We start from the raw sequence: 20,187 nt of genomic DNA, 5'->3' as shown, positions 1-20,187 counted from the left end.
GCTCGTTTCGAGGCATATAGTGCTTCATCAGCGTAACTAATGACGGTAAAAGGGTCGATGTCATGTTTGGGTCATATTGCGCCACCAACGCTGCATCCGACATGAAGTTTTGATTCAGCTACTTCATAAGGGTTGTTAATGTTTTTAATCAGCTTGTTCGCTATGGCGCTAAGCACATGTTTCTTTGACTCAGCTGGACTGCTGACAACCATAAGAAATTCGTCACCGCCAATTCTGAAGATAGGATCTTCTTTCCGGCTAAATTCTTTCAGCCTGCGAGCCACTTCTATTAACAGCAGGTCACCTGTTTGATGTCCATAAGTATCGTTGATTATTTTAAATCCATCCAAATCTAAATATAAAAAGGATAATGAATTCCCGGTAGTTTTGGCTTGTCCTAAAAATTGATCAAGCGCTGTACGATTTCCAAGACCGGTCAGAAGATCATGATGTGCCAGTTTTTCCATTTTCCCTAAACTGGATTCTGTATGTACCAATGTGTCAACCAAATCCCTCAAGGAACTGGATAGGAGTTCAAGGTCTTTGATTCCTTTTATTAAAGGAATTGTGCTTTCTTTGCCGATTCTTATACAATGGGCAGCTCTGGATATCTTTCGTAAAGGGTTGGTTATGAAACCAGCTAGGAGCCAGCCGATGAAAGCAAAGACAAAAGCAGTTATTGTTCCCAGTTTGATAATAAAAGATTTTAATTGTCCGACAGGGGAAAAAGCGTTCTCTTCAGGGAGACGGACAATGACTGTCCATCCAAGTCCAGAATAATCATCATGACCGTCGCCAACTGCGAATCCGGTCAAATAATTTTTACCGTCCGGCCACTTTTCAACGACCCAACTGTTGGCACCCTTCCTTGCTTTTTGTACACTCTCAACATCAAGGACTTTCCCAGTCATACTATCTGGTCCAAGGAGAACGGTGCTGTCCAAATCACTCACCACAAATACTTCGGCTCCGCTCAATTCATCCTTTAAAGGTTCGACGATTTCATCCTGAACTTGCCTTGACCATTCCCAACTAAGATGTGTGGTCAGAACACCAGTGAATTTCCCATTTTCATCTACTAACGCTTTGCTGATGTCAACAAATTGCATCGGTTCTCCAGTTGGATTCGGAAGCAGGTTTGCAAGAAGAACTGCGTTATGGACATCGCCAATGAAAGTTCCTTTTTTCCCTTCCAGATAAACAGGGCGCTGAGAAATATCTACTCCTACAAGAATCTCGTCAGAGGCTGCGACCACCTTACCAGTCGAGTCGGTCAGTCCAATCCACGAAAATACTGGTATACTCGTATTTAACTGGTCCAGCAATACCTGTGCTGACTGCAGATCTTCAAGAGAATTAATATCCTCAATTTGACTTAGGACCTCAACTTCTCCGATACGTGACCACATGAACGAATCCAGTTTATCTGCCATATGAAAGGACGTAGTAGACAGGCTATTTCCTATCTCTCTTTTTATCGTTTCACTAGAATGTTTGCTGATCGTTATGCTCAATAGCATCGTCAGCGCTATGATGATGACACCAAAAAATAGAGCCATATAGGCTCGGAGGTTTAGTTTCATATAAAAAAATCCCTCTCGTTCAACAATCTCTTCTCTATTTTATCGACATAAATGTACAATGTTTTAGCAGAAAACAAAAATGATAGAGAGGTAGCTATGCAATGGGGTAAAACTTAGTTCAATTAAAGAAGATTGACAGCCAATATAGTTTCACAAATTTCACCTCGTTTAAAGCTTAGAAGGGTGAGCTTTTTTAATTCCCGAAAGGGTGTTCACCCGGTACTATGTTAGTGAAACTTTTTTAAAACAGGAAAAGAAATGGGCGAGCTTTATTACTAAAGTAAAATAATCTCAGCCCAATTCATTAAAAATCATACTCTACTGTTCTTTATTCGCTTCTATAATAACTTCCATATAAAAACTAATTGCCTTAAGATAGTTCTCGATACTAATATGCTCATTCGTTCCATGCATCCTGTTAAGATCTTCTGATGTCAACTGGACAGGGAGGAAACGATATGTGTTTTCGGCGATGCTGTCGTAATGCTTTGCATCGGAACCGGCGAACATCAGATAGGGGGCGATAACTGCTTCCTCATAGACATTTTTTGCGCTTTGCTGGATGGATTTGAAATGCCAGCTATCAATGGAGGAAACACCAGAGGCTTCGGAGCCTTCAATTGTAACTTTGATATCCTCGTCATCGATCGTTTTTTCAATAAAATCCTTCACTTCTTCCAACGAATCACCAGGCATGAGGCGGAGGTTGACAATCGCTGATGCTTTTTCTGGAAGCGCGTTGTACTGCTCACCAGCATGGAAGATCGTTGGCGCGATCGTAGTCCTGATCAGAGCAGCGGAGGCAGGCTGCTTGAGGAGAATTTTTTCAATGACCGGTTCGAAAATGAATTTGTTGGCAAAGACATATTTCATGCCAAAGCTCATTTCAGGAGCGACAAATTCAAATAAATCCTCAACAGGTCCTCTAAGGTCGGCAGGAAACTGGTTTTTTTCCAGCTTAGCAATGGCGCCGGCAATCCTGCCGATATTGGTCCTGTCTTTTGGCTGCGAAGAATGGCCGCCGCTTCCTTCGATCGACAGCTCTGCAGTCGCAGAACCCTTTTCAGAAACACCTACAACGCCGACGGGTTTATTGACACCCGGAACCATGTTCTCCACGATTGCTCCTCCTTCATCTAAAACGAAATCAAACTTGATGCCTCGTTCATTAAGGGTGCTTACAATCATTGCGGCTCCTTTATCCCCACCGATTTCTTCATCATGCCCGAACATAAGATAGATATCTCGTGAAGGCTGATAACCTTCGCTGAGCAGGTGTTCTGCAGCTTCAAGTACTCCAATCACACCAATTTTGTCATCCAGTGTACCGCGTCCCCAAATCTTTCCTTCGGCAATGGTCCCGCTGAATGGATCATGTTCCCAGTTTGCCTCCGTACCTTCAAGAACAGGAACAACATCGTAATGGCTTGTCAGTCCAATAGGGAGTTTGGTGGAGTCATTTCCTTTCCACTTATATACAAGCGCATAACCATTCACTTTTTCAAGCTCAAGTTCCTCATGCACCATGGGAAAACTCAGTTCTAAAAAGGAAATGAAGCTGTCGAATTCTTTCAGGTCCATCTTGCTGCGGTCCTGATAGGATACTGTTTTAAATTGTATTGCTTTTGATAGGGTATTGATTGCATGGTCTTCTTTTATAGAGCCATTAACATGTTTGGGTGAGGGCTGACGGGATTGCAAGGTGAGGGTATTGAACATGGTGACAATGATAAAAACAAGGAGCAGGCTGGCAGTGATCATTAAGGAAAGTTTTATTTTTTTCATAGATTATAAGAAAACCTCCAATAATTTTTTAAAAAAAGCCTCCAGTTTCCCAGAGGCTTCCTTCTATGCAATTTCAGGTGCTTTAGGCTGAGTTTCTGGTTCTGGAACAAAGGCTAGAATGACCATCCCAATAACAAAGAGGATGACTAGGCTGAACACTCCCATGCTTGAATTGCCAGTAAGCTGTGCAGTCAACCCGACCATAAGCGGACCCATGATTGAAGCAAATTTCCCGAAGATATTATAGAATCCGAAAAACTCATTCGCGTTCGCTTTCGGCACCAATTTTGCAAAATAAGACCGGCTTAGCGCCTGGATGCCACCTTGTGATGTAGCAACAAGCATAGCCAGGATCCAGAAATCCGTTGTTGTTTCCAGGAAGTAAGCGTAGATACAAACAAAAATATAAACGGTAATTCCGACATAAAGCATTTTCTTACCGGTAAAACGCTCAGATAGTTTTCCGAACAAAATCGCGAACGGCCAGGCGACGACCTGGGTAACGAAAAGGATGATTAATAGGTTAGTAGAACTGATTCCCAGATCGGTTCCATAAGCTGTAGACATCGTGATGATCGTTCCAACACCGTCAATGTAAAAGAAATAAGCTAATAAAAATAAAAATAATGCCCTGTATTTGCGGATTTCCTTAAAGGTTTTTCCTAAACGTCTGAAGCTTTGCAGCACCAGCTGAGGTTCACGCTCGATGTAATGCTTTTGATGAACATTTTTAAACAAAGGGATTGAAAAAAGTCCCCACCATAGGGCAGTAATGATAAAAGCAGTCTGACTGGTCAATGTCATAGAAATTGGCAGGACATTTGTCTGGGCTAATATAATGATTGCGATACTGATGATAAATGGAATCGTACTCCCGATGTAACCCATCCCGTATCCTCTAGCAGAAACTCGGTCCATTCGTTCATCCTTCGTTACATCAACGATGAAGGCATCGTAGAAAACGTTTGAACCTGTCGACCCAAGCACGGCAAGGGTGTATACGACAAGCAGCATCAGCCAGTTCCCGCTCGGCACGAAAGCAAGACCAGCTGTAAAAGTGATCCCTAACGTAAAGAAAATAGTGAAGAATCGTTTCTTCATTCCTTGATAGTCCGCTATGGTTCCAAGAATTGGACCGATCAATGCCAAAATGAAGGTGGCAATCGCAATCGTATAACCCAAATACGCGGTAGAATTAGAAAGGCTCACACCAGCCTCCGTAGCGGAAGCTTTATAAAAAAGCGGGAACACAGCCGTCGAAATGATAATCGAATAAGCCGAGCTTGCCCAGTCATAACGGATCCAGCTGCTCTCTTCCTTCGTAAAACCTTTCATCCTTTTGCCCCCAATAAGTTTGTTTTTTTGTCTATTCAGTTGAACCATTCCATCTCAACGCTCATAAAAGTGTTCCAACTGGTAATATAATTCGCTTCGATTCCCTCAAAGACCTTCTTTCCTAGTGCTAAATGTCTAAAATCCCTTCAAGGATAGAGCCATCTGTATCGCCGAGGTCAAGACCCAGCAGGCGAGCAAAGGTTGGGACTTCGTCTGCAAGGTGCATAGATTTGATGGAGATTCCTGGACGGATGCCTTTACCAGCCGCGAAGAAAACAGTGTGATAACCTTCTTTTTCAGGGGAGTATCCATGACAGGCAAACGTGTACTTTTTTGTCCTTGCATCCTGTTCTGTCACTTCTTCCATGTAGTCACCATCTATTGCCTCGCTAAAGTAATAGCCCTTGGCAGCTTCAAGCATCCTGAAGGCTGTTCCATCAGCTCCTTTTGCGTTTGCTTCAGAACCAGTGATGGCTGCTTCAATGCCATTGCTTTTGTCCTGTAAAAGCTCCGCCAAAATATCTGAAACTGTATTTTTCACAGCATCATCGTTTGGATCTTTTACATAGACATAGGCTGAGCCGTCACAACTCTTGCAATAGGCTTTCCAGTTGATCACTTTGCCTGAAGCATTGGTTTGGATAAGTCCTCGTTCTTTAAATATTACGTTCACTTTCACCACTTTAGACTCATCCAGTGCGCTGTGGTCACCAAGAATGATAACTGTTGAATTCTCGGCAATGCCAGCCTCTTTGAGCGCATTCATGATTTTGCCAAGCCTCTTGTCATGACGGTGAAGCGCAGCCTTGGCTTCTTCTGATGAAAATCCATGCATATGGCGCTGAGAATCTAGATCAACAAAATGGATCAACATCAATTCAGGCTTTCTCGTTCTGATGGTTTCAACTGTTGCTTCCAAAACGAAATCATCGAGCTCAGGCTGACTCAATCCGTTCCTGATATGACCGAATTTCGCGTTCATCTCAAGCTGATAACGTGGACTCCCATTGGAAAGCGAAACAGGAATCTGGTGATGCCAGGGCCGGTTAGCGAAAATTTCAGGCATGTTGTAGTCGATATCAGCCTTAGCCGTGACCGGCCATAATAAAGCAGCAGTTCTCATGCCAGCCTTTTTTCCCTCATCGAAGAGGGTTGTCCCTTTAATATGCCGACGGTGCCAATACCAGTCGGGAGAGGTTTTGCCAGGCTGGACAAATGTATTGTTAACAATACCATGCCGATTAGGGAAATTACCGGTCACGATTGTCGCATGGCAAGGGTATGTAACAGAAGGATAAATCGTTTCCACCTGAGTACAGAAAGAACTATTATCTATAAAAGCCTTGAAATTCGGCAGCTCCCCGAGCAATGGAACATCATGCTCTGAAAGACAGTCAAAGGAAATGACGATTAAGTGGTCTGTCAGTTTTTCCATGTCAGCCTCCAAAAGGTTTATATATTAAATATAGCAGAATATTTTGGGAAAAATAAACAGGTTTGCCATTTTCGTAAAAAAGGATTTACTGATCCGTTAAAGAAGTAGTTATGTATCTGAAAAACTGGAGGCAGGATGAAAATGGATTTAATCGATAAAGCATTGATAATTGCTTCAGTGGCACATGAAGGGCAGTATCGTAAAAACACAAAAATTCCGTATATTGCTCACCCTGTGGCAGTGGGGATGATTTTGCAAAAATCGAGATATAGCGATGAAATGGTAGCAGGCGGTATTCTTCATGACACGGTTGAAGATACAGACCTAACAATGGAAGATATCGAGCAGGAGTTTGGAAAGGCTGTTGCGGTGATCGTTAAAGGTTGTTCAGAGCCCGACAAGTCTCTAACATGGGAAGAACGGAAAGAACACACCATCGAGTTTTTAAGAACGGCATCAGAAGAAATACGCGTAGTAGCTTGTGCGGATAAATTGCATAATGTTAGATCGATTCGCCAGGACGTCGAACAATGTGGTGAAGAAGTTTGGAATAGGTTCAACCGCGGAAGAGAACAGCAGGAATGGTATTACAGACATGTGTTGAAAAGCCTTGGACATTCGTCTGCGTTTCCGTTACTAGAGGAGCTCGAAATCGAAATCGAGCGTTTGTTTAATTGAGATAAATTCAGTAGCAGCAAATATGAATTTTTAGTAACAAAAGATGCTGATTTGGACAAGGATGACATCCTGGACAGGAACCAGCCTAACCGGAAATAATACAGCAGGAGTGAGAATGATATGGAGACAACGCTCATTTATAAAGATGGATCTTCAAATAAGTTTTGGAAAATACTAGTATCCGGAAAGAGTTATACGCTTACCTATGGCAGTTTTTAGCCATGTGAGCACTTTGAAAAAATCTGTAGAATGGTACTAAAAGCTGCTGGGGAAAACAGCATTACAGGTACAGTTATTGGTGACATCAAATCCTAAAACCAGAATTAACGGTAACCAATAAGCGTGATTGGTGACTAAAAAACCCAAAAACTTGAATAATTAAGTAATAAATAAGCTGAGGATAAACTTGATTTACCCATAATTGGTCTTTATTTCCTGGATTTATCTTCAAAATCCCTGGGTAAAGAAAGGTAATTCCTAAGAAGGGGTGATAAAGATGAAGACGAAAGCAAAAATATCAAAAGAAGAGCTTTTTAAACATATCCAAAATAGTGATGGCAACTTAAGAATTTCGTCTGTGTCCTCAGTTGAAGAAGGGGAAGAAGTAATCGCCCTGGCTAAACACCTTGAACTTGAAGGTAAAATCGTTCTATTGGAATACTGTTTGGATAAAAAGCCTCTGGCCGTCTCCCTGAAAACAAAAAATCCTGATTAAAAAATAAATTCAAACTGGCGAACCGCTTTTAAAAGTGGTTCGCCAGTTTATTTAATGATTGCACAAACACCAACGATGCGTGGCGAAGATTTCAGATTTTTCTTGATGAGGTCCCCGACAGCTTTGGACTTATAGAAAGTGGAAATCCTTAAAAAGATACAAAATGGGCACACCAACATGGCAAATATAATATAGATGAAAACGCATAGGCAACTGGATCAGAACTTTATGCACAATATGACTGGGCTTTTTGAACAAGCAATAAGAAATGGAGAACCTGCCTGGTTCTCCATTTCTTATTACCTTTTTTTCTTTTTGGCAGGGTCGGCCGCTGCGCCAGGTTTCGCTTTCACTTTCGCTTCCAACGCAACTTGAACATGGTACGTTTTCTCATCAATTTCCGTCACACTCGCAACCTTGCCTTTACGACCCTTGATTTTAAGATCTTCCCCAACCTCGGGCACACGCTTAAGCAACTGATTCAGCATTTCATTTTTCTGCTCATAAAAATGGACAACAAACACTTCAATCACCTTTTTCTAGAGTATTGACTTTCCTATCACTAAGATATTGACGGGATACTAGGTTTAGAACTGATTAATAGAAGGAATTTAGTAGGGTTGATTTATCCTGGAGCGGAGAAGAAATGGTATTATGGTTTAATGAAAAACGAAGGGAAGAATGCTTTCAACTGCTTTCAATTTCAGCCAGCATTTTCAATGCAGGCATCAATCCTGTCCAAAGTAATGCCGAGTTCGGACAGGTATTGTGATTGCGGAGATAAAGCTGTCCGAAGTAAGCCAAAGTTCGGACAGGTTTTGGGTATTGACGCGTAAAGCTGTCCGAAGTAAGCCAAAGTTCGGACAGGTTTTGGGTATTGACGCGTAAAGCTGTCCGAAGTAAGCCGAAGTTTGGACAGGTTTTGGATATTGAGGCGTAAAGCTGTCCGAAGTAAGCCGAAGTTTGGACAGGTTTTGGGTATTAAGGCGTAAAGCTGTCCGAAGTAAGCCGAAGTTTGGACAGCTTTCAGGGTTGGCGGGAGAAAAATGTCCGAAGACTAAAAATAGTGTTTGCTGAATTTGGATATGGAGGTAATAACCCTGAAAACATTTAAATTCCCACATGATTTTTTATGGGGAGGAGCTACGGCTTCCAAATTATCTGGCAGTTCTTTTATATGGAAGAAAATTCTTAACAAAAAAAGGGGAAACGGAGCTTTTGTCGAATAATATCTTGTTACAAAATGAACTTTCTATTGAGGATGCAGACTTTTGAATAATCTCAAAATAACATTTTAAGGAGGAACTCTAATGTTTTTATATAAAATAGATGAACAATTATCAATAAAGCTAACAGAGGTATCGGATGCGGATACCCTGTTTGAACTAACTGAAAAGGCACGGGATTATTTAAAAGAGTGGCTTCCATGGCTTGACTTTACAACGGGGGTTGAAGATACACGAGAATTCTTAAAAGGAACGATGAAAGGCTACGCAGAAAATAAGAGTATGACGACCGTTATTTTATACGAAGGAGAGATTGTCGGAACTGCAGGTTTCAACAGTATTAACTGGTCAAACAAAACGGCTTACATCGGCTATTGGATCGGGCATGAGTACCAGGGGAAGGGAATCATGACCAAAGTTGCCAGTGCATTGACTGATTACGCTTTTAACCATTTGAACTTGAACAAAGTTGAAATCAGAGCTGCGGAGGGAAATAAGAAGAGCAGAGGGATTCCTGAAAGATTAGGCTTTGTAAATGAAGGAAGGATCCGACAAGCAGAATGGTTATATGATCACTATGTAGATCATGTGGTTTACGGGGTTTTAGCAGAAGAATGGAATCAAAACCATAAGTAGGGATCAATGTGATATTTCAAAACGGCAGTATAAAGATTCGCAGGCTAAAAGGAAAAGATAAACACTTACTAGCAAAATGGCTTTCTACTCCCGAGGTCCTTCAATACTATGAAGGCAGAGATCATTCCTTCGATCTAGAAAAAGTCGACAGAGTTTTTTATGCTTCAGATGAAGATGAAGTTAAGTGCATGATTGAGTATGAAGATAAATCCATAGGCTATATTCAATATTATGAACTGGACGAGGCAACTAAAAAAGACTATGGATATGAGGGTGGGAAAATTTTCGGAACTGATCAGTTTATTGGCGAAATTGACTATTGGGATAGAGGTATTGGAACTTTACTGGTTACATCGATGACGAATCATCTTTTTGAGCAAATGAAAGCCGACAAAGTGGTAATGGATCCGCAAGTATGGAATGAGCGAGCAATAAAATGCTACGAAAAATGCGGTTTCAAGAAAGTTAAACTACTTCCTAAACACGAGCTCCACGAAGGAAAATATCGTGATTGCTGGTTGCTTGAGAGTAAGAAATAACAAGAAGTAGAAATGGAACTAGATTTCATCCCATTAACCTCCGAAAACCTTTCTGAAGTTATTTTGAGTATGGGGGCCTTTGTTTGAACTATAATCATCAAACTAAAACAATTACTACTTCCAGGTTAGTTCTTCGGATCTTTCAAAAATCAGATGCAGAAGACGTTGCCAGTCTTTGTAATAACTACAATATTTTTAAAAATACTTTGTACCTTCCTTATCCATATAGCATTGAGGATGCTTTAATATGGATGAAAAGTCATCTTGATAATTTTGAAAGAGATAAATCATACGAGTTCGCTGTAACCGATAAGGAAAGTGGTCAACTGTTCGGAGCTATCGCATTATCCAACAACCAGAGGTTCAATCATGGTGAAATAGCTTACTGGATTGGTGAAGAGTTTTGGGGAAGAGGATATGCTACAGAGGCAGCAGAAGGAATCGTACAATGTGCGTTCAGTGAAAAGAAATATCATAAAGTATTTGCTCGCTGTTTTCATTCCAACCCAGCATCCGGGCGCGTGTTGCAAAAGTTAGGAATGAGAGAAGAAGGAATTTTAATTGACCATGTCAGGAAAGAAAACCGGTATGAACATTTAGTCTATTACGGATTGATCAACACGTAAAAAATGCTCAGGCAGCCCTGAGCATTTCCCCTTTATAAAAGCGATTCAGCCCCATCTATATAGACTTCTGTGCCGGTAATATGCGATGACAGATCGGAAGCGAGAAAGAACACAAGATCTGCGACTTGGCCCGGCTTTCCTGCGTGCTCTTCCAGTGGTTGATTGCCTTCTGGATATTCAACTGGGATTTTGATTTTTTCTAGGTCATCCTCTTGGGGGAAGGTGTTTTTCCCTATGTTGGTTTCGATAGCACCCGGGCAGATAATATTGACTCTTACTTTGTATTGCGCAAGTTCCAGGGCTGCCATTTTACCGAAGCCTGTTTGGCCGATTTTGGAAGTACTATAGGCAGACATTCCAAAATTTTTATAAATCCTGTTTCCGTTAATTGAGCTCGTGATGATGATGCTGCCGCCGTGCTTCTTCATATACGGAATTGCATATTTTACGGTAAGAAAGGTTCCTTTAAGATTCGTGTTGATGGTTTCGTCCCAATCCTCTGGAGCCAGGTCTTCGATTGGGGCAATGACTCCATTGATGCCTGCATTGGCGAAGACGATATCGACTTTTCCCCATTCATCAACAACCTTTTGATAACTTCGTTTCATTTCTTCTGGGTTTGCGATATCACATTCGACAATCATCGCGCTTCCACCAACTTCTTCTATGGATTCCTTAACATTCACGGCTTTTTCTTCCTTCACATCGATTAAGCCAACCTTTGCACCTTCCTGGGCCAATTTTATTGCTGCGGCTCTTCCGATTCCGGAGCTGGCACCTGTTATAAACGCGACCTTCCCATTTAATTGACTCAAAATAGCTGCCTCCTCCTTGGTGATATGAATATTTTAACTATGCCCCTTTTTTGAAAAAATAAAACTGAATAAACTGATAAACTATCATTCTATGAAACTTTTTCTATCATGATTCGTATTAAATAACAAGCCTCCTTATTTTAGGAGGATTTTTCATCACTTGAATTTGTCGATTAAAAGGATAATTTGTAATTCTTTTGGTTTATAGGAGGTTAATTTGATGGACAAGCAGGAAAAAGTCCTTTCAAAGCTTGATGAACTATTGACTGAATTAAGGGCAGGGAGAGTGGAAAGCTCAGCTTCCTTGGCTGCACCTCCAGTGATGTCATCTAAGCTTAGTGCAATTAGCAGGATGTTAATAATTTTTCTTTTCTTAACTTCAGTCATAGGTGTTGGATTCTGGTATGTAACAGGGAGCACAGGTAAAGCTGAGTCGACTGTGTACATTGAACAAGTGCACGGATTGGCAACGTTGGCAACGGCAGAGGCACATGTTAAGGTCATCCTTGAGCAAGAAGATAATGAGTTATTCGGAGAGAAAATTAACTTGAATATCCCTGGGACAAAACGTGAATTGCTATTAATCGTTCCAGCAACTGTGTTAGCTGGTGTTGATTTGGAAGCTATCGATAAAAAAGACATGAAGGTAGATGAGGATAAAAAATTAGTAGAAATTATACTACCTCGGGCACAATTCATCCAAGAGCCGTCAGTTAAGATGGACGAGGTAAGGACTTTTTCGGATGAAGGCCTTTTACGTGGAAAAGTCCAGTGGGATCAAGGATTCAATTTGGCACGCTATCGCACAGGACCAAATTAAGCAGGAAGCAATAGATGCTGGAATTTTACAAAAAGCTGATAAAAATGCTGAAATTGTATTAAAGGAATTTTTCGGTCATTTGGGATACAAGGTCAAGATTGTTCGATAATAATATTATGTAAACCAAAAAAATAAAATCTAAGTTCCTCAAAAGATAAAAATTATTAATCTAAATGATATACCGTATCGTTGTTTCCTAAAAAAATATATCGTTCTTCTTAAATATTTTCATCCATCTTGTAAATATTATTAATAAACCCAATTGTTGGACAGGGTAGATAGCCGCTACAGAACTTAGCCATTTGACAATAGATTAAAATGAGGTGAAATGGATGAGAATTTGCGAAGTTTGTGGACGGAAGGATGTTTCGGAGAACAAGGAAGAAAAGCTTTTTCAGCCAGTTAGGCTTCATGTATGCGAGAGCTGCAAGCAGAACCGAAAGATGACACCTCTTGGTGATTGGGCTTTCTAAATGAATCCAGGCGCATGCCTGGATTTTTGTATTTTACAGTAATTTATTTGTATCAACTTTTCACGAATGTGACTTACCGCTAAAGGATTGAAAAAAGGCGAACCAAGTGAATCGTGATTCGCCTCTGCAGGTTATTGCGATAAATTTTTAATTTTCTTGCCTTCTACTTGATTTGGGGTTTGCAGTTCAAGAAGGTCATAAATCGTTGGTGCTATATCAAGATTGGATATCGGTCCTATTTTTTTTCCTCGGTCAATGTCAGGTCCCATTGCCATAAATACTGCTTTCAGTTTCTCCCGATTAGGGTTTCCTCCATGTGTACCGAGGTCCGCTGCTGGCTTTACGATATTGGCTTCCCCTTGCCCCATTATATATCCAGGAGCGGCCATTAATAAAATATCTCCGGCATTATTGTCCTTCGATTTTTCATCTAGAGATATTTTATTTATATCCTGGTAGGGGTGGACATCAGCGTTAACAAGATAACCGAATAAGTCTTTTGTATTCTCTTTTACGGCGTTGAGTGAGAAGTTCACGGTGCTGTCCCATATTTCTTTCAGCTGATGCCTGATCACAGGGCCGTTTTCATTCCTGTTCACCTTGACCCCTTTAAAAGCTTGAATGATTTCATTGTGGACGTTTTCATAATCTTCCACTGGAACTATACCATGCTTTTCTCTCGACTTCAGGTTGATATATACGTGCGCTGCTGAACCGCTTGGCATCGCAATTGCTTTGGATTTTTTATAATCAATCTTGCCGTCGGAATCTAATACAAGAAGTCCATTGTCCTTTAGAACCTTATTCGGCTCTAGTGCTGAATGTGCCGGCTCCATGCCATGGTCTGAAACAATGAAGAGATGGTCGTTCTCGTCCAGTGACTCGACCGTTTTGCCGACGACACTGTCTGCAACTTTATAAGACCATTGGATATACTCCATATACTTTTTCGATTTTTCAGGCGTATAGCCGGGCTGCCTTGGATCTGTCATTAAGTACTTATGCTCCTGATGGTCAATTTGCGGTGCATAAAACATCAGTAAATCCGGCTGGTACTCATTTTTGATAAAAAGGGACACATCTGTAACCCAGTTCACGAACCTCTCTGTAATTTCCTCATATTCTTTCCTGGAGATCCAGCCCTTGTCCAGGGCGATGTCATCGTCTTGAGGCGGAAAAAAACCAAATTTGTCCCTAATTCGTTCATGAAATCCTTCTGGTCCTTCAATTAAACCTGACGTCACTGCCGAACGGTACATTAAAGCTTCCTTTTCCAATGCCGGGTCCGTTGAAGTGAATTTAAGCCAGAATCCCGCTTTCTTCTCCTCTTCCAATTCAAGACCGACAGATTCCCAATCTTTTGAACTTACTCCGCTAGAATGGTTTGTCTTATTTTCAGAGATAATAAATTTGTCGTATGTCTTTTTCTCATCGTTACTTGAATCGAAGGCAAGTATATAAATTTCTTTGTTCTCACTGTCCTCGAACTTTATATTGAATGATGATTCCATTAATGGACTATAGCTTTTCGGAGTGTTACTCCACCCTGAAGCTTCTGTAAATTTTAGTTTTTCCTGTTTGCTTGGGGATAGTGTATCTCCATAATAAATCGTATAATCCGCCTGCTTGCCAGTAGCAGGATTCGCCCCGGCAAATGCAACCGTTGCAGTGGTTTTCCCCTGTTTCCTTGCTGCGACCCAGAGTGGTTCTACTTCAAACTCGCTTAAGAATGCATTTTTCTGGTTCGTCAATGTTGCACCTTTCTGCTGCCACGCATTGCTGACGATGGATGTTTTAAGCGGTGTTGCGCCGGTTGCAATAGCTGCGTGTGATGGGGCAGTAAGAGAAGGGGTTACCGTCTTTGCATATTTGGCCATAGTTCCTTTTTCGATAACATTCTTTATATTAGGCAGTTTACCGTCTTTTACATAACTCCGGGTGAGGTCATTACGCATGCCGTCAAAAGAAATAAGAATTACCTGCCGGCCACTTGCTGCTTCTGTCAAAGTCTCGTTGATGGAAGGATAAATGATAAATAATAGAATAATTACTTTGAAAAATCTTGATGTCATAGAATCTCCCTACTTTAATGTTATAACAGGGATTTACCTATTTTTAAGGTGGTTAAAACTTTTTGAAAATTGGTTGTTCAGCTGCCAGGCAATGCACTCGATAAAATCTGCATAAATACATGATATAAATTTTTTATAAAATAAGGAGGAATCTTTCGTATGAAAAGAAACAACAGGTTAGCAATCGTATTATCAATAACAAGCGCACTATTTTTTACAGCATGTTCTGGTGAAGATGATAAAACAAAGACTGAAGATCACAGCAGCCATGCCAATATGGAACATTCAGGTTCAGGTGAATTGCCTGAAGGTCTGCAGGAAGCCGCGAATCCAACATACAAAGTTGGAAGCAAAGCAATCATCACGGAAGATCACATGCCAGGCATGGATGGGGCTGAAGCCGAGATCGTTGGGGCGTATGACACTGTCGTCTACTCATTGTCCTATGACCCTACCAATGGTGGAGACCGAGTGGAAAAGCATAAGTGGGTAATCCATGAAGAACTGCTTGATGCCGGAGATGAACCATTAAAGCCAGGGGATGAGGTTACAATCCATACTGATCATATGGAAGGTATGAAAGGGGCAAAGGCAATCATCGATTCAGCTGAAGAAATGACAGTCTACATGGTCGATTTCGTACCAACAGATGGCTCTGAAAAAGTGACGAACCATCAGTGGGTAACTGAAGATGAACTTTCTCCTGCTAAATAATAGCCAAGATTACCAAAATCATGCAGGATTGCCTTTTAGTAAGTCAGGGTATATAAGTACTAAGACTGAGGAGGGATGATTCATGAAAAAAATAATCAAAACCGCGCTAAAATGGGGACCTGTTCTTTATCCAATCGTGAAGAAAATGATGAGTAACAGGAAATCATCCTCGATAAAAACAAGTTATTCAAAATAAATGGATTATCTGACCGCAGAGGAGTCACTCGATGACTGTTGTGCGGTTTTTATTTTTCTTCGGCAAATGTCCGAATCCTGAACTGTATTGAGTATGGGCATGTTGGTAAATAATCTTTATATTTCAGACTATTGTTCATGTTATAATGGTAAAATGAAACATAGATTATAATCATTAAGTTGGCTTGCATGGGTCTAGTAAAAGGAAGGTATCTATGATCGAGGAAAATATAACGAGAATTGAAATGAATGGCAAGGAATACATATTGATTGGAACTGCACATGTCTCCAAGCACAGTGCAGAGCAGGTTAAGGAAGTCATTGAAGCTGAAAGACCGGATTCAGTCTGTGTCGAATTGGACGAGCAGCGCTACAAGACAATCTCCGAGGGCTCAAAGTGGCAGGAGATGGATATCATCCAGGTCATCAAAGAAAAACGTGCTTCTTTATTATTGATGAACCTTGCTATTTCATCTTTCCAAAATCGCATGGCGAAGGAACTTGGTATTAAAGCAGGTCAAGAGATGATCCAGGGGATTGAATCGGCGAAAGAAGTCGGGGCAACACTTGTGCTTGCAGATCGCAATATCCAGATTACTTTTTCAAGAATCTGGGGAAATCTTGGCTTGAAGGGGAAAGCACTTCTGCTCAGCCAAATCATTACCAGCATCTTCAGCAGGGACAGCATCTCAGAAGAAGAACTGGAAAAGCTGAAGGAACAGGATACAATCAATGCGATGCTAAATGAATTCACGGAGACATTTCCTCGGTTGAAAAAGCCATTGATTGACGAGCGTGACCAATACTTAGCTCAGAAAATCAAGGACGCACCTGGTGAAAGAATTGTCGCTGTCCTAGGGGCTGCACACGTACCGGGTATCAAAGAAGAAATCAAAAAAGATCATGATTTGAAAAAACTAATAGCGTTACCGCCGAAATCCAATTGGCCAAAAGTCATTGGCTGGAGCATTCCTGTATTGATTCTGGCGATTATCGTCTATACTTTTTTGGCTAACCCATCTGCTGGTCTTGCTCAGACAGTCAGCTGGATTTTATGGAACGGAAGCCTTTCCGCCCTGGGAGCTGCTATCGCTATGGGGCATCCACTGACCATATTGACAGCATTTATCGCGGCACCGATCACTTCGTTAAATCCATTGCTAGCTGCAGGCTGGTTTGCCGGTTTGACACAGGCTTATATCCGCAGACCAAATGTTAAGGACTTCGAGACACTTTCTGAAGATGTTTTTAGCTTAAAAGGATTTTGGCGAAACAAAGTCAGCCGGGTATTGCTGATCGTCGTACTAGCCAATCTGGGAAGCTCACTTGGAACCTTCATAGGTGGCGCTGATGTCATCAGGGTCTTTATCGAAAATTTATAAGAATTAGAACGAAATCTACATGGTTTCGTTCTTTTTTGTTTTGAGAATAGGTATAGAAGTTTGATAAAAAGAGGATTTTTGTTGCTTAACATGAAAAGAGAAAAGGAAAAGTTTTTACAGGAGTGATATTTTGAGGGTTTTGAAACCTGCTGTTTTGAAACCTGCCATGTTGATTTAGAGCTTAATTTATCATTGGGGATTCTGTATTTTACTAACTCTAGGTACATCGCTTTTCCACTAGTGTAACCTTTCTGCTGTTTTCAAGTTTCGTTTATACGGCAATATTGAGCTTGATAGTACGGGTTATTTGCAACAATATAAAACAAAATTCAATAGCTAGGGATATCCATGAAATCTTTACGAAAAAGAGTCAAAAAAAATCATCCTCATTGGCAGGATGACAAGAAGATGAATAGACAAACATAAGGCGGAACAGCTATTTTGCCTTGCTATAAGTTTTCTGTTGATACTCAGACTGTCGCTTTGCATCATTTTTAAAAGCTTCCATAGCCTTGCTGTACAACAAACTCATATTAAGCACCTCCCATATCATTCTTATTACGTTCGTTCCCCGTGTATACTATCCTAAAACTTAAATTTGAAAAGAAGATATTTGGTATTATGTTCCTTTTGAGCATGGAGTTAAAAAACTATTAAGATTCTGAGCAAAGAAGAAGAGACACCCGGGTTAAAGGGCGTCTTTCTTCTACTTTTTATTTACTTGTTTCCCGCTTTTTTTCTGGCTTTGCGATTTTGAATTCCCAACCTGGAACTCTGCACCAAGCTCCATGTCATTACTTTTATCATGCTTCTCTGTTTGTTCTCTTGTTTGATCCCTATTGTGCATACCTTGTCTCGCCATACCATTCAACTCACTTTCCTTGTTTTATCAATGACCTTCTTATTATGTTCAATTCAAAAATAATTATTGGTAGGTGCTGTCTGATTGTCGCCGTATGACTTTGTCATAAAATACCTGAAATCCATATAAAACTAAGGTTTTGATTAAAAATACAATAGATAACTGGAATTTTGTTAAGCGAACCAATGAGACATAGCCGAATTTCTTAAAGATGTTCAGTCCGTAATAAGTAAACAGTGAGTCAATCAAGATATTGACCAATAAATACAGATTAAATTTTTTGTAAGTGTATTTCATGATCCAGAAAGAGCCTATAAAAAACGGACCCCAGATTAGAGGCAGTTCACCCACAACGTTTGGTTTAATTTTAAATGGAAACCACCACCATTTTCTCTTTTCAGCAAATCTTCCTTCAAAGATTAAATATATTGCCATGAATAACGTACCTGGAAGGAACTTTCTGAATGTTTGTTTGCCAAGCAGAGGCAGTGACAGCCAGGGCAGTACAGTCATTAAAATTATGTAAAGTTTTAAATTTTTCATTAGCCACACCTTTAGGGAGAGAATAGAGATTGTTTTTCTTAGTATCTCAAATTAAGCTAAAAGTATTAAAAAGTTTCATGAGGTCATCATTTCTTTCTCTCTTGAACAGTAAGTATAAGAAGGGAAAAGGAGGGGAAAGAGATGATTTCTCTATGGGATGAACATGCATTTTGGCTTGAAATGCTTCAGGATCACGCATATTTTGTCAGGGATGGGCTGTCTCCGAATGAAACGGAGTATGTAGAAATCGCCAGGCAATTTATACGTTTGTATGACGAATTGTTAGTTGGTTTACGATCGATTCCTCGTGATGCTGACTACCAGGACAGTCAAATGATTGATTTTTCAAGAAAAGCATGGCAGGTCGCTAAAAGTTATTATGATTTTGAGGGTACAATGCAGTCATTACGGATAGATAATAAAGTTAATTTGAACTTGTCACCAACTTATTTGAACGGAACGCTAAGTGAAAATCAGGAATATTTACGAATATTGAGCTATTTGGTACAAGGACAGGAGCCAGTAAGGTTGACCGTTACAGAGATTATGGACCTTTGGCTTGAAGATCAGCTTGGTCATGCGGTTCTTTTTGAAAATTTGCTGGATCCGATAGAAGTCGGATCAAATACAGCAGCGCAAGAGTACAAACGCAGATTTCAACTTTATATTGTCCAAAATCATCATTTGAAAAATTATTTACGGGTGAAGCAGCCAGGATTTGCGCGCCAGCAGGAATTCATCTTTGAAGTAGGAAAGACGACCCAGGAGATGAATCAGTTTGTTAAGAATATGGTGCAGAAGTATAAAGACAAAACGCTTTTGAATAAATCCAATCTGCGCTTTCTTGAGCATCACTTTCCGGAGACTTGTTACTTTCTCGCCAATTTAAGCTACTATGAACCAAGGCTGCAGCCTCTGGTTGGAAATTGTTCTTTGTCGAAGCCATCTTTTTAGGGAAAATACAGGTATGAATTGGATGAAAAACAACGGGAAGTAGCCCCGTTGTTTTTTACGTTCGTTTTATAAGGCAACAGGCCATTTTTCCTGATTGTATGCCATGTCCCAAAACATGAATTCATACTGGCTGCTGATGATAAAATGCTGTTTCATCTTTTCTTTTTCCGATTCTGGGGATTCCAACGCAAGAACATTAAGTCTGTTTAATTGTTCATTTACCAATTCACTGAACCAATCTCCGCCATATGCGTTTATCCATTCTTGATAAATTTGGACATTGGGAGTGGATTCCTTCAACAATTGGCCAATCTCATGATAAATCCAGTAGCATGGCAGGATGGCTGCGATGATTTCAGACAGGCTCCCTGAAGCAGCAACCCGATAAAGATGGGATGTGTACGCATAGGCAGTAGGAGAGGGAATAAACTCTGCTATTTCTTGTTTTGTCACTCCGAGTTGCTTAAGAAAAGTTTCGTGCAGACCAAGCTCAGCTTCATAAGTTCCCAACGAATGAGTCGCCATTCTGGAGGTCGTGAACAAATCATCTGCTCTTGACGCTCCGATTGCCTGTATCCTGGCAAAATGGGAAAGATAATAGGAATCCTGTAACACATAATAGCGAAAGGACTCCAATGCTAAATTTCCATTAGCGATTCCCTTAATAAAAGGGTGTTCAAAATTTGCCTGCCATATTGGTTCTGCTTGTTTCTTTAATTCTTCAGTGAATTTTTTCATTTGAAGCTCCTCCTCATCCTTTTTAACCCAATAAAAAAACCACTTTCAAAGAAAGTGGTTG

22 protein-coding genes are annotated in these 20,187 nt (G+C 40.6%); 12 read left to right on the top strand and 10 right to left on the bottom strand.

The features are described 5' to 3' along the window. Positions 1 to 71: 71 nt before the first annotated feature. From LC048_RS10305 to LC048_RS10290, 4 genes are all read right to left on the bottom strand, one after another. The gene (locus tag LC048_RS10305) at positions 72 to 1,583 is read right to left on the bottom strand and encodes a cache domain-containing protein (protein ID WP_306050176.1); all 1,512 of its coding nucleotides are present in this window, start codon (positions 1,581 to 1,583) and stop codon (positions 72 to 74) included. Positions 1,584 to 1,901: 318 nt separating this feature from the next. Then, positions 1,902 to 3,368 carry a M20 family peptidase gene (locus LC048_RS10300; protein WP_226600990.1) on the bottom strand — a complete coding sequence of 489 codons (1,467 nt, stop codon included), beginning with the start codon at positions 3,366 to 3,368 and terminating at the stop codon, positions 1,902 to 1,904. Positions 3,369 to 3,431: 63 nt separating this feature from the next. Then, positions 3,432 to 4,703 carry an MFS transporter gene (locus LC048_RS10295; protein ID WP_306050174.1) on the bottom strand — a complete coding sequence of 424 codons (1,272 nt, stop codon included), beginning with the start codon at positions 4,701 to 4,703 and terminating at the stop codon, positions 3,432 to 3,434. A 127-nt stretch (positions 4,704 to 4,830) separates the two neighbouring features. After that, positions 4,831 to 6,138 (bottom strand): alkaline phosphatase family protein, encoded by a 1,308-nt coding sequence (locus LC048_RS10290; RefSeq protein ID WP_306050172.1) that lies wholly within the window; start codon positions 6,136 to 6,138, stop codon positions 4,831 to 4,833. 135 nt (positions 6,139 to 6,273) lie between these two features. On the opposite strand from LC048_RS10290, the gene LC048_RS10285 reads away from it, so the two are divergent. Then, positions 6,274 to 6,816 carry an HD domain-containing protein gene (locus LC048_RS10285; protein WP_443137079.1) on the top strand — a complete coding sequence of 181 codons (543 nt, stop codon included), beginning with the start codon at positions 6,274 to 6,276 and terminating at the stop codon, positions 6,814 to 6,816. Between the two features lie 496 nt (positions 6,817 to 7,312). Continuing rightward, positions 7,313 to 7,531, top strand: a complete 219-nt coding sequence (locus LC048_RS10280; protein ID WP_226600987.1) for a hypothetical protein — start codon at positions 7,313 to 7,315, stop codon at positions 7,529 to 7,531. 299 nt (positions 7,532 to 7,830) lie between these two features. On the opposite strand, the gene LC048_RS10275 is transcribed toward LC048_RS10280, so the two are convergent. After that, the gene (locus LC048_RS10275) at positions 7,831 to 8,019 is read right to left on the bottom strand and encodes a hypothetical protein (protein WP_264188222.1); all 189 of its coding nucleotides are present in this window, start codon (positions 8,017 to 8,019) and stop codon (positions 7,831 to 7,833) included. A 158-nt stretch (positions 8,020 to 8,177) separates the two neighbouring features. Here LC048_RS10275 and LC048_RS10270 point away from each other — a divergent pair, with 158 nt between their 5' ends. The 4 genes from LC048_RS10270 to LC048_RS10255 all read left to right on the top strand — a co-directional run bounded on the left by LC048_RS10270 (position 8,178) and on the right by LC048_RS10255 (position 10,558). Then, positions 8,178 to 8,303, top strand: a complete 126-nt coding sequence (locus LC048_RS10270) for a hypothetical protein (RefSeq protein ID WP_264188207.1) — start codon at positions 8,178 to 8,180, stop codon at positions 8,301 to 8,303. A 538-nt stretch (positions 8,304 to 8,841) separates the two neighbouring features. Continuing rightward, entirely contained in the window at positions 8,842 to 9,393 is a 552-nt protein-coding gene (locus LC048_RS10265; RefSeq protein ID WP_226600985.1) for a GNAT family N-acetyltransferase, read from the top strand. Positions 9,394 to 9,401: 8 nt separating this feature from the next. Continuing rightward, a complete protein-coding gene (locus tag LC048_RS10260; protein WP_226600984.1) occupies positions 9,402 to 9,932 on the top strand; it encodes a GNAT family N-acetyltransferase in 531 nt (176 codons plus the stop codon). Between the two features lie 83 nt (positions 9,933 to 10,015). Next, complete coding sequence (locus LC048_RS10255; RefSeq protein ID WP_226600983.1) at positions 10,016 to 10,558, top strand: GNAT family N-acetyltransferase; 543 nt, start codon at positions 10,016 to 10,018, stop codon at positions 10,556 to 10,558. Between the two features lie 32 nt (positions 10,559 to 10,590). Here the strand turns inward: LC048_RS10255 and LC048_RS10250 are convergent, their stop codons facing one another. Beyond that, positions 10,591 to 11,376, bottom strand: a complete 786-nt coding sequence (locus LC048_RS10250) for an SDR family oxidoreductase (RefSeq protein WP_371932058.1) — start codon at positions 11,374 to 11,376, stop codon at positions 10,591 to 10,593. A gap of 217 nt (positions 11,377 to 11,593) precedes the next feature. Here LC048_RS10250 and LC048_RS10245 point away from each other — a divergent pair, with 217 nt between their 5' ends. The 3 genes from LC048_RS10245 to LC048_RS10235 all read left to right on the top strand — a co-directional run bounded on the left by LC048_RS10245 (position 11,594) and on the right by LC048_RS10235 (position 12,666). Beyond that, positions 11,594 to 12,193 (top strand): DUF4230 domain-containing protein, encoded by a 600-nt coding sequence (locus tag LC048_RS10245; protein WP_306050168.1) that lies wholly within the window; start codon positions 11,594 to 11,596, stop codon positions 12,191 to 12,193. Continuing rightward, a complete protein-coding gene (locus LC048_RS10240; RefSeq protein WP_306050166.1) occupies positions 12,117 to 12,302 on the top strand; it encodes a DUF4230 domain-containing protein in 186 nt (61 codons plus the stop codon). The genes LC048_RS10245 and LC048_RS10240 overlap by 77 nt, the downstream gene beginning before the upstream one ends. Before the next feature lie 223 nt (positions 12,303 to 12,525). Further along, complete coding sequence (locus LC048_RS10235) at positions 12,526 to 12,666, top strand: hypothetical protein (protein ID WP_156972678.1); 141 nt, start codon at positions 12,526 to 12,528, stop codon at positions 12,664 to 12,666. Positions 12,667 to 12,797: 131 nt separating this feature from the next. On the opposite strand, the gene LC048_RS10230 is transcribed toward LC048_RS10235, so the two are convergent. Continuing rightward, the gene (locus tag LC048_RS10230; protein ID WP_306050164.1) at positions 12,798 to 14,738 is read right to left on the bottom strand and encodes an alkaline phosphatase family protein; all 1,941 of its coding nucleotides are present in this window, start codon (positions 14,736 to 14,738) and stop codon (positions 12,798 to 12,800) included. A gap of 159 nt (positions 14,739 to 14,897) precedes the next feature. On the opposite strand from LC048_RS10230, the gene LC048_RS10225 reads away from it, so the two are divergent. Beyond that, positions 14,898 to 15,452: a YdhK family protein gene (locus LC048_RS10225; RefSeq protein WP_226600979.1), complete on the top strand. Its 555-nt coding sequence runs from the start codon at positions 14,898 to 14,900 to the stop codon at positions 15,450 to 15,452. A gap of 410 nt (positions 15,453 to 15,862) precedes the next feature. Next, the gene (locus LC048_RS10215) at positions 15,863 to 17,029 is read left to right on the top strand and encodes a TraB/GumN family protein (RefSeq protein ID WP_226600977.1); all 1,167 of its coding nucleotides are present in this window, start codon (positions 15,863 to 15,865) and stop codon (positions 17,027 to 17,029) included. Positions 17,030 to 17,735: 706 nt separating this feature from the next. Here LC048_RS10215 and LC048_RS10210 read toward each other — a convergent pair. Together LC048_RS10210 and LC048_RS10205 are read right to left on the bottom strand one after the other, a co-directional pair. Then, on the bottom strand, positions 17,736 to 17,891 hold the full coding sequence (locus LC048_RS10210) for a hypothetical protein (protein ID WP_226600976.1): 156 nt from the start codon (positions 17,889 to 17,891) through the stop codon (positions 17,736 to 17,738). Between the two features lie 63 nt (positions 17,892 to 17,954). Then, positions 17,955 to 18,434: a hypothetical protein gene (locus tag LC048_RS10205; protein ID WP_226600975.1), complete on the bottom strand. Its 480-nt coding sequence runs from the start codon at positions 18,432 to 18,434 to the stop codon at positions 17,955 to 17,957. Positions 18,435 to 18,575: 141 nt separating this feature from the next. Between LC048_RS10205 and LC048_RS10200 the strand changes: the two genes are divergently transcribed. Beyond that, on the top strand, positions 18,576 to 19,388 hold the full coding sequence (locus LC048_RS10200; protein WP_226600974.1) for a DUF2935 domain-containing protein: 813 nt from the start codon (positions 18,576 to 18,578) through the stop codon (positions 19,386 to 19,388). 66 nt (positions 19,389 to 19,454) lie between these two features. Here the strand turns inward: LC048_RS10200 and tenA are convergent, their stop codons facing one another. Further along, positions 19,455 to 20,126, bottom strand: a complete 672-nt coding sequence (gene tenA / locus LC048_RS10195) for a thiaminase II (RefSeq protein WP_226600973.1) — start codon at positions 20,124 to 20,126, stop codon at positions 19,455 to 19,457. Positions 20,127 to 20,187: the final 61 nt, after the last annotated feature.

This window comes from Mesobacillus subterraneus (genome assembly GCF_020524355.2).
Lineage (GTDB): Bacteria > Bacillota > Bacilli > Bacillales > Cytobacillaceae > Mesobacillus > Mesobacillus subterraneus_C.
This window is presented reverse-complemented; position numbering and strand designations above follow the sequence as displayed.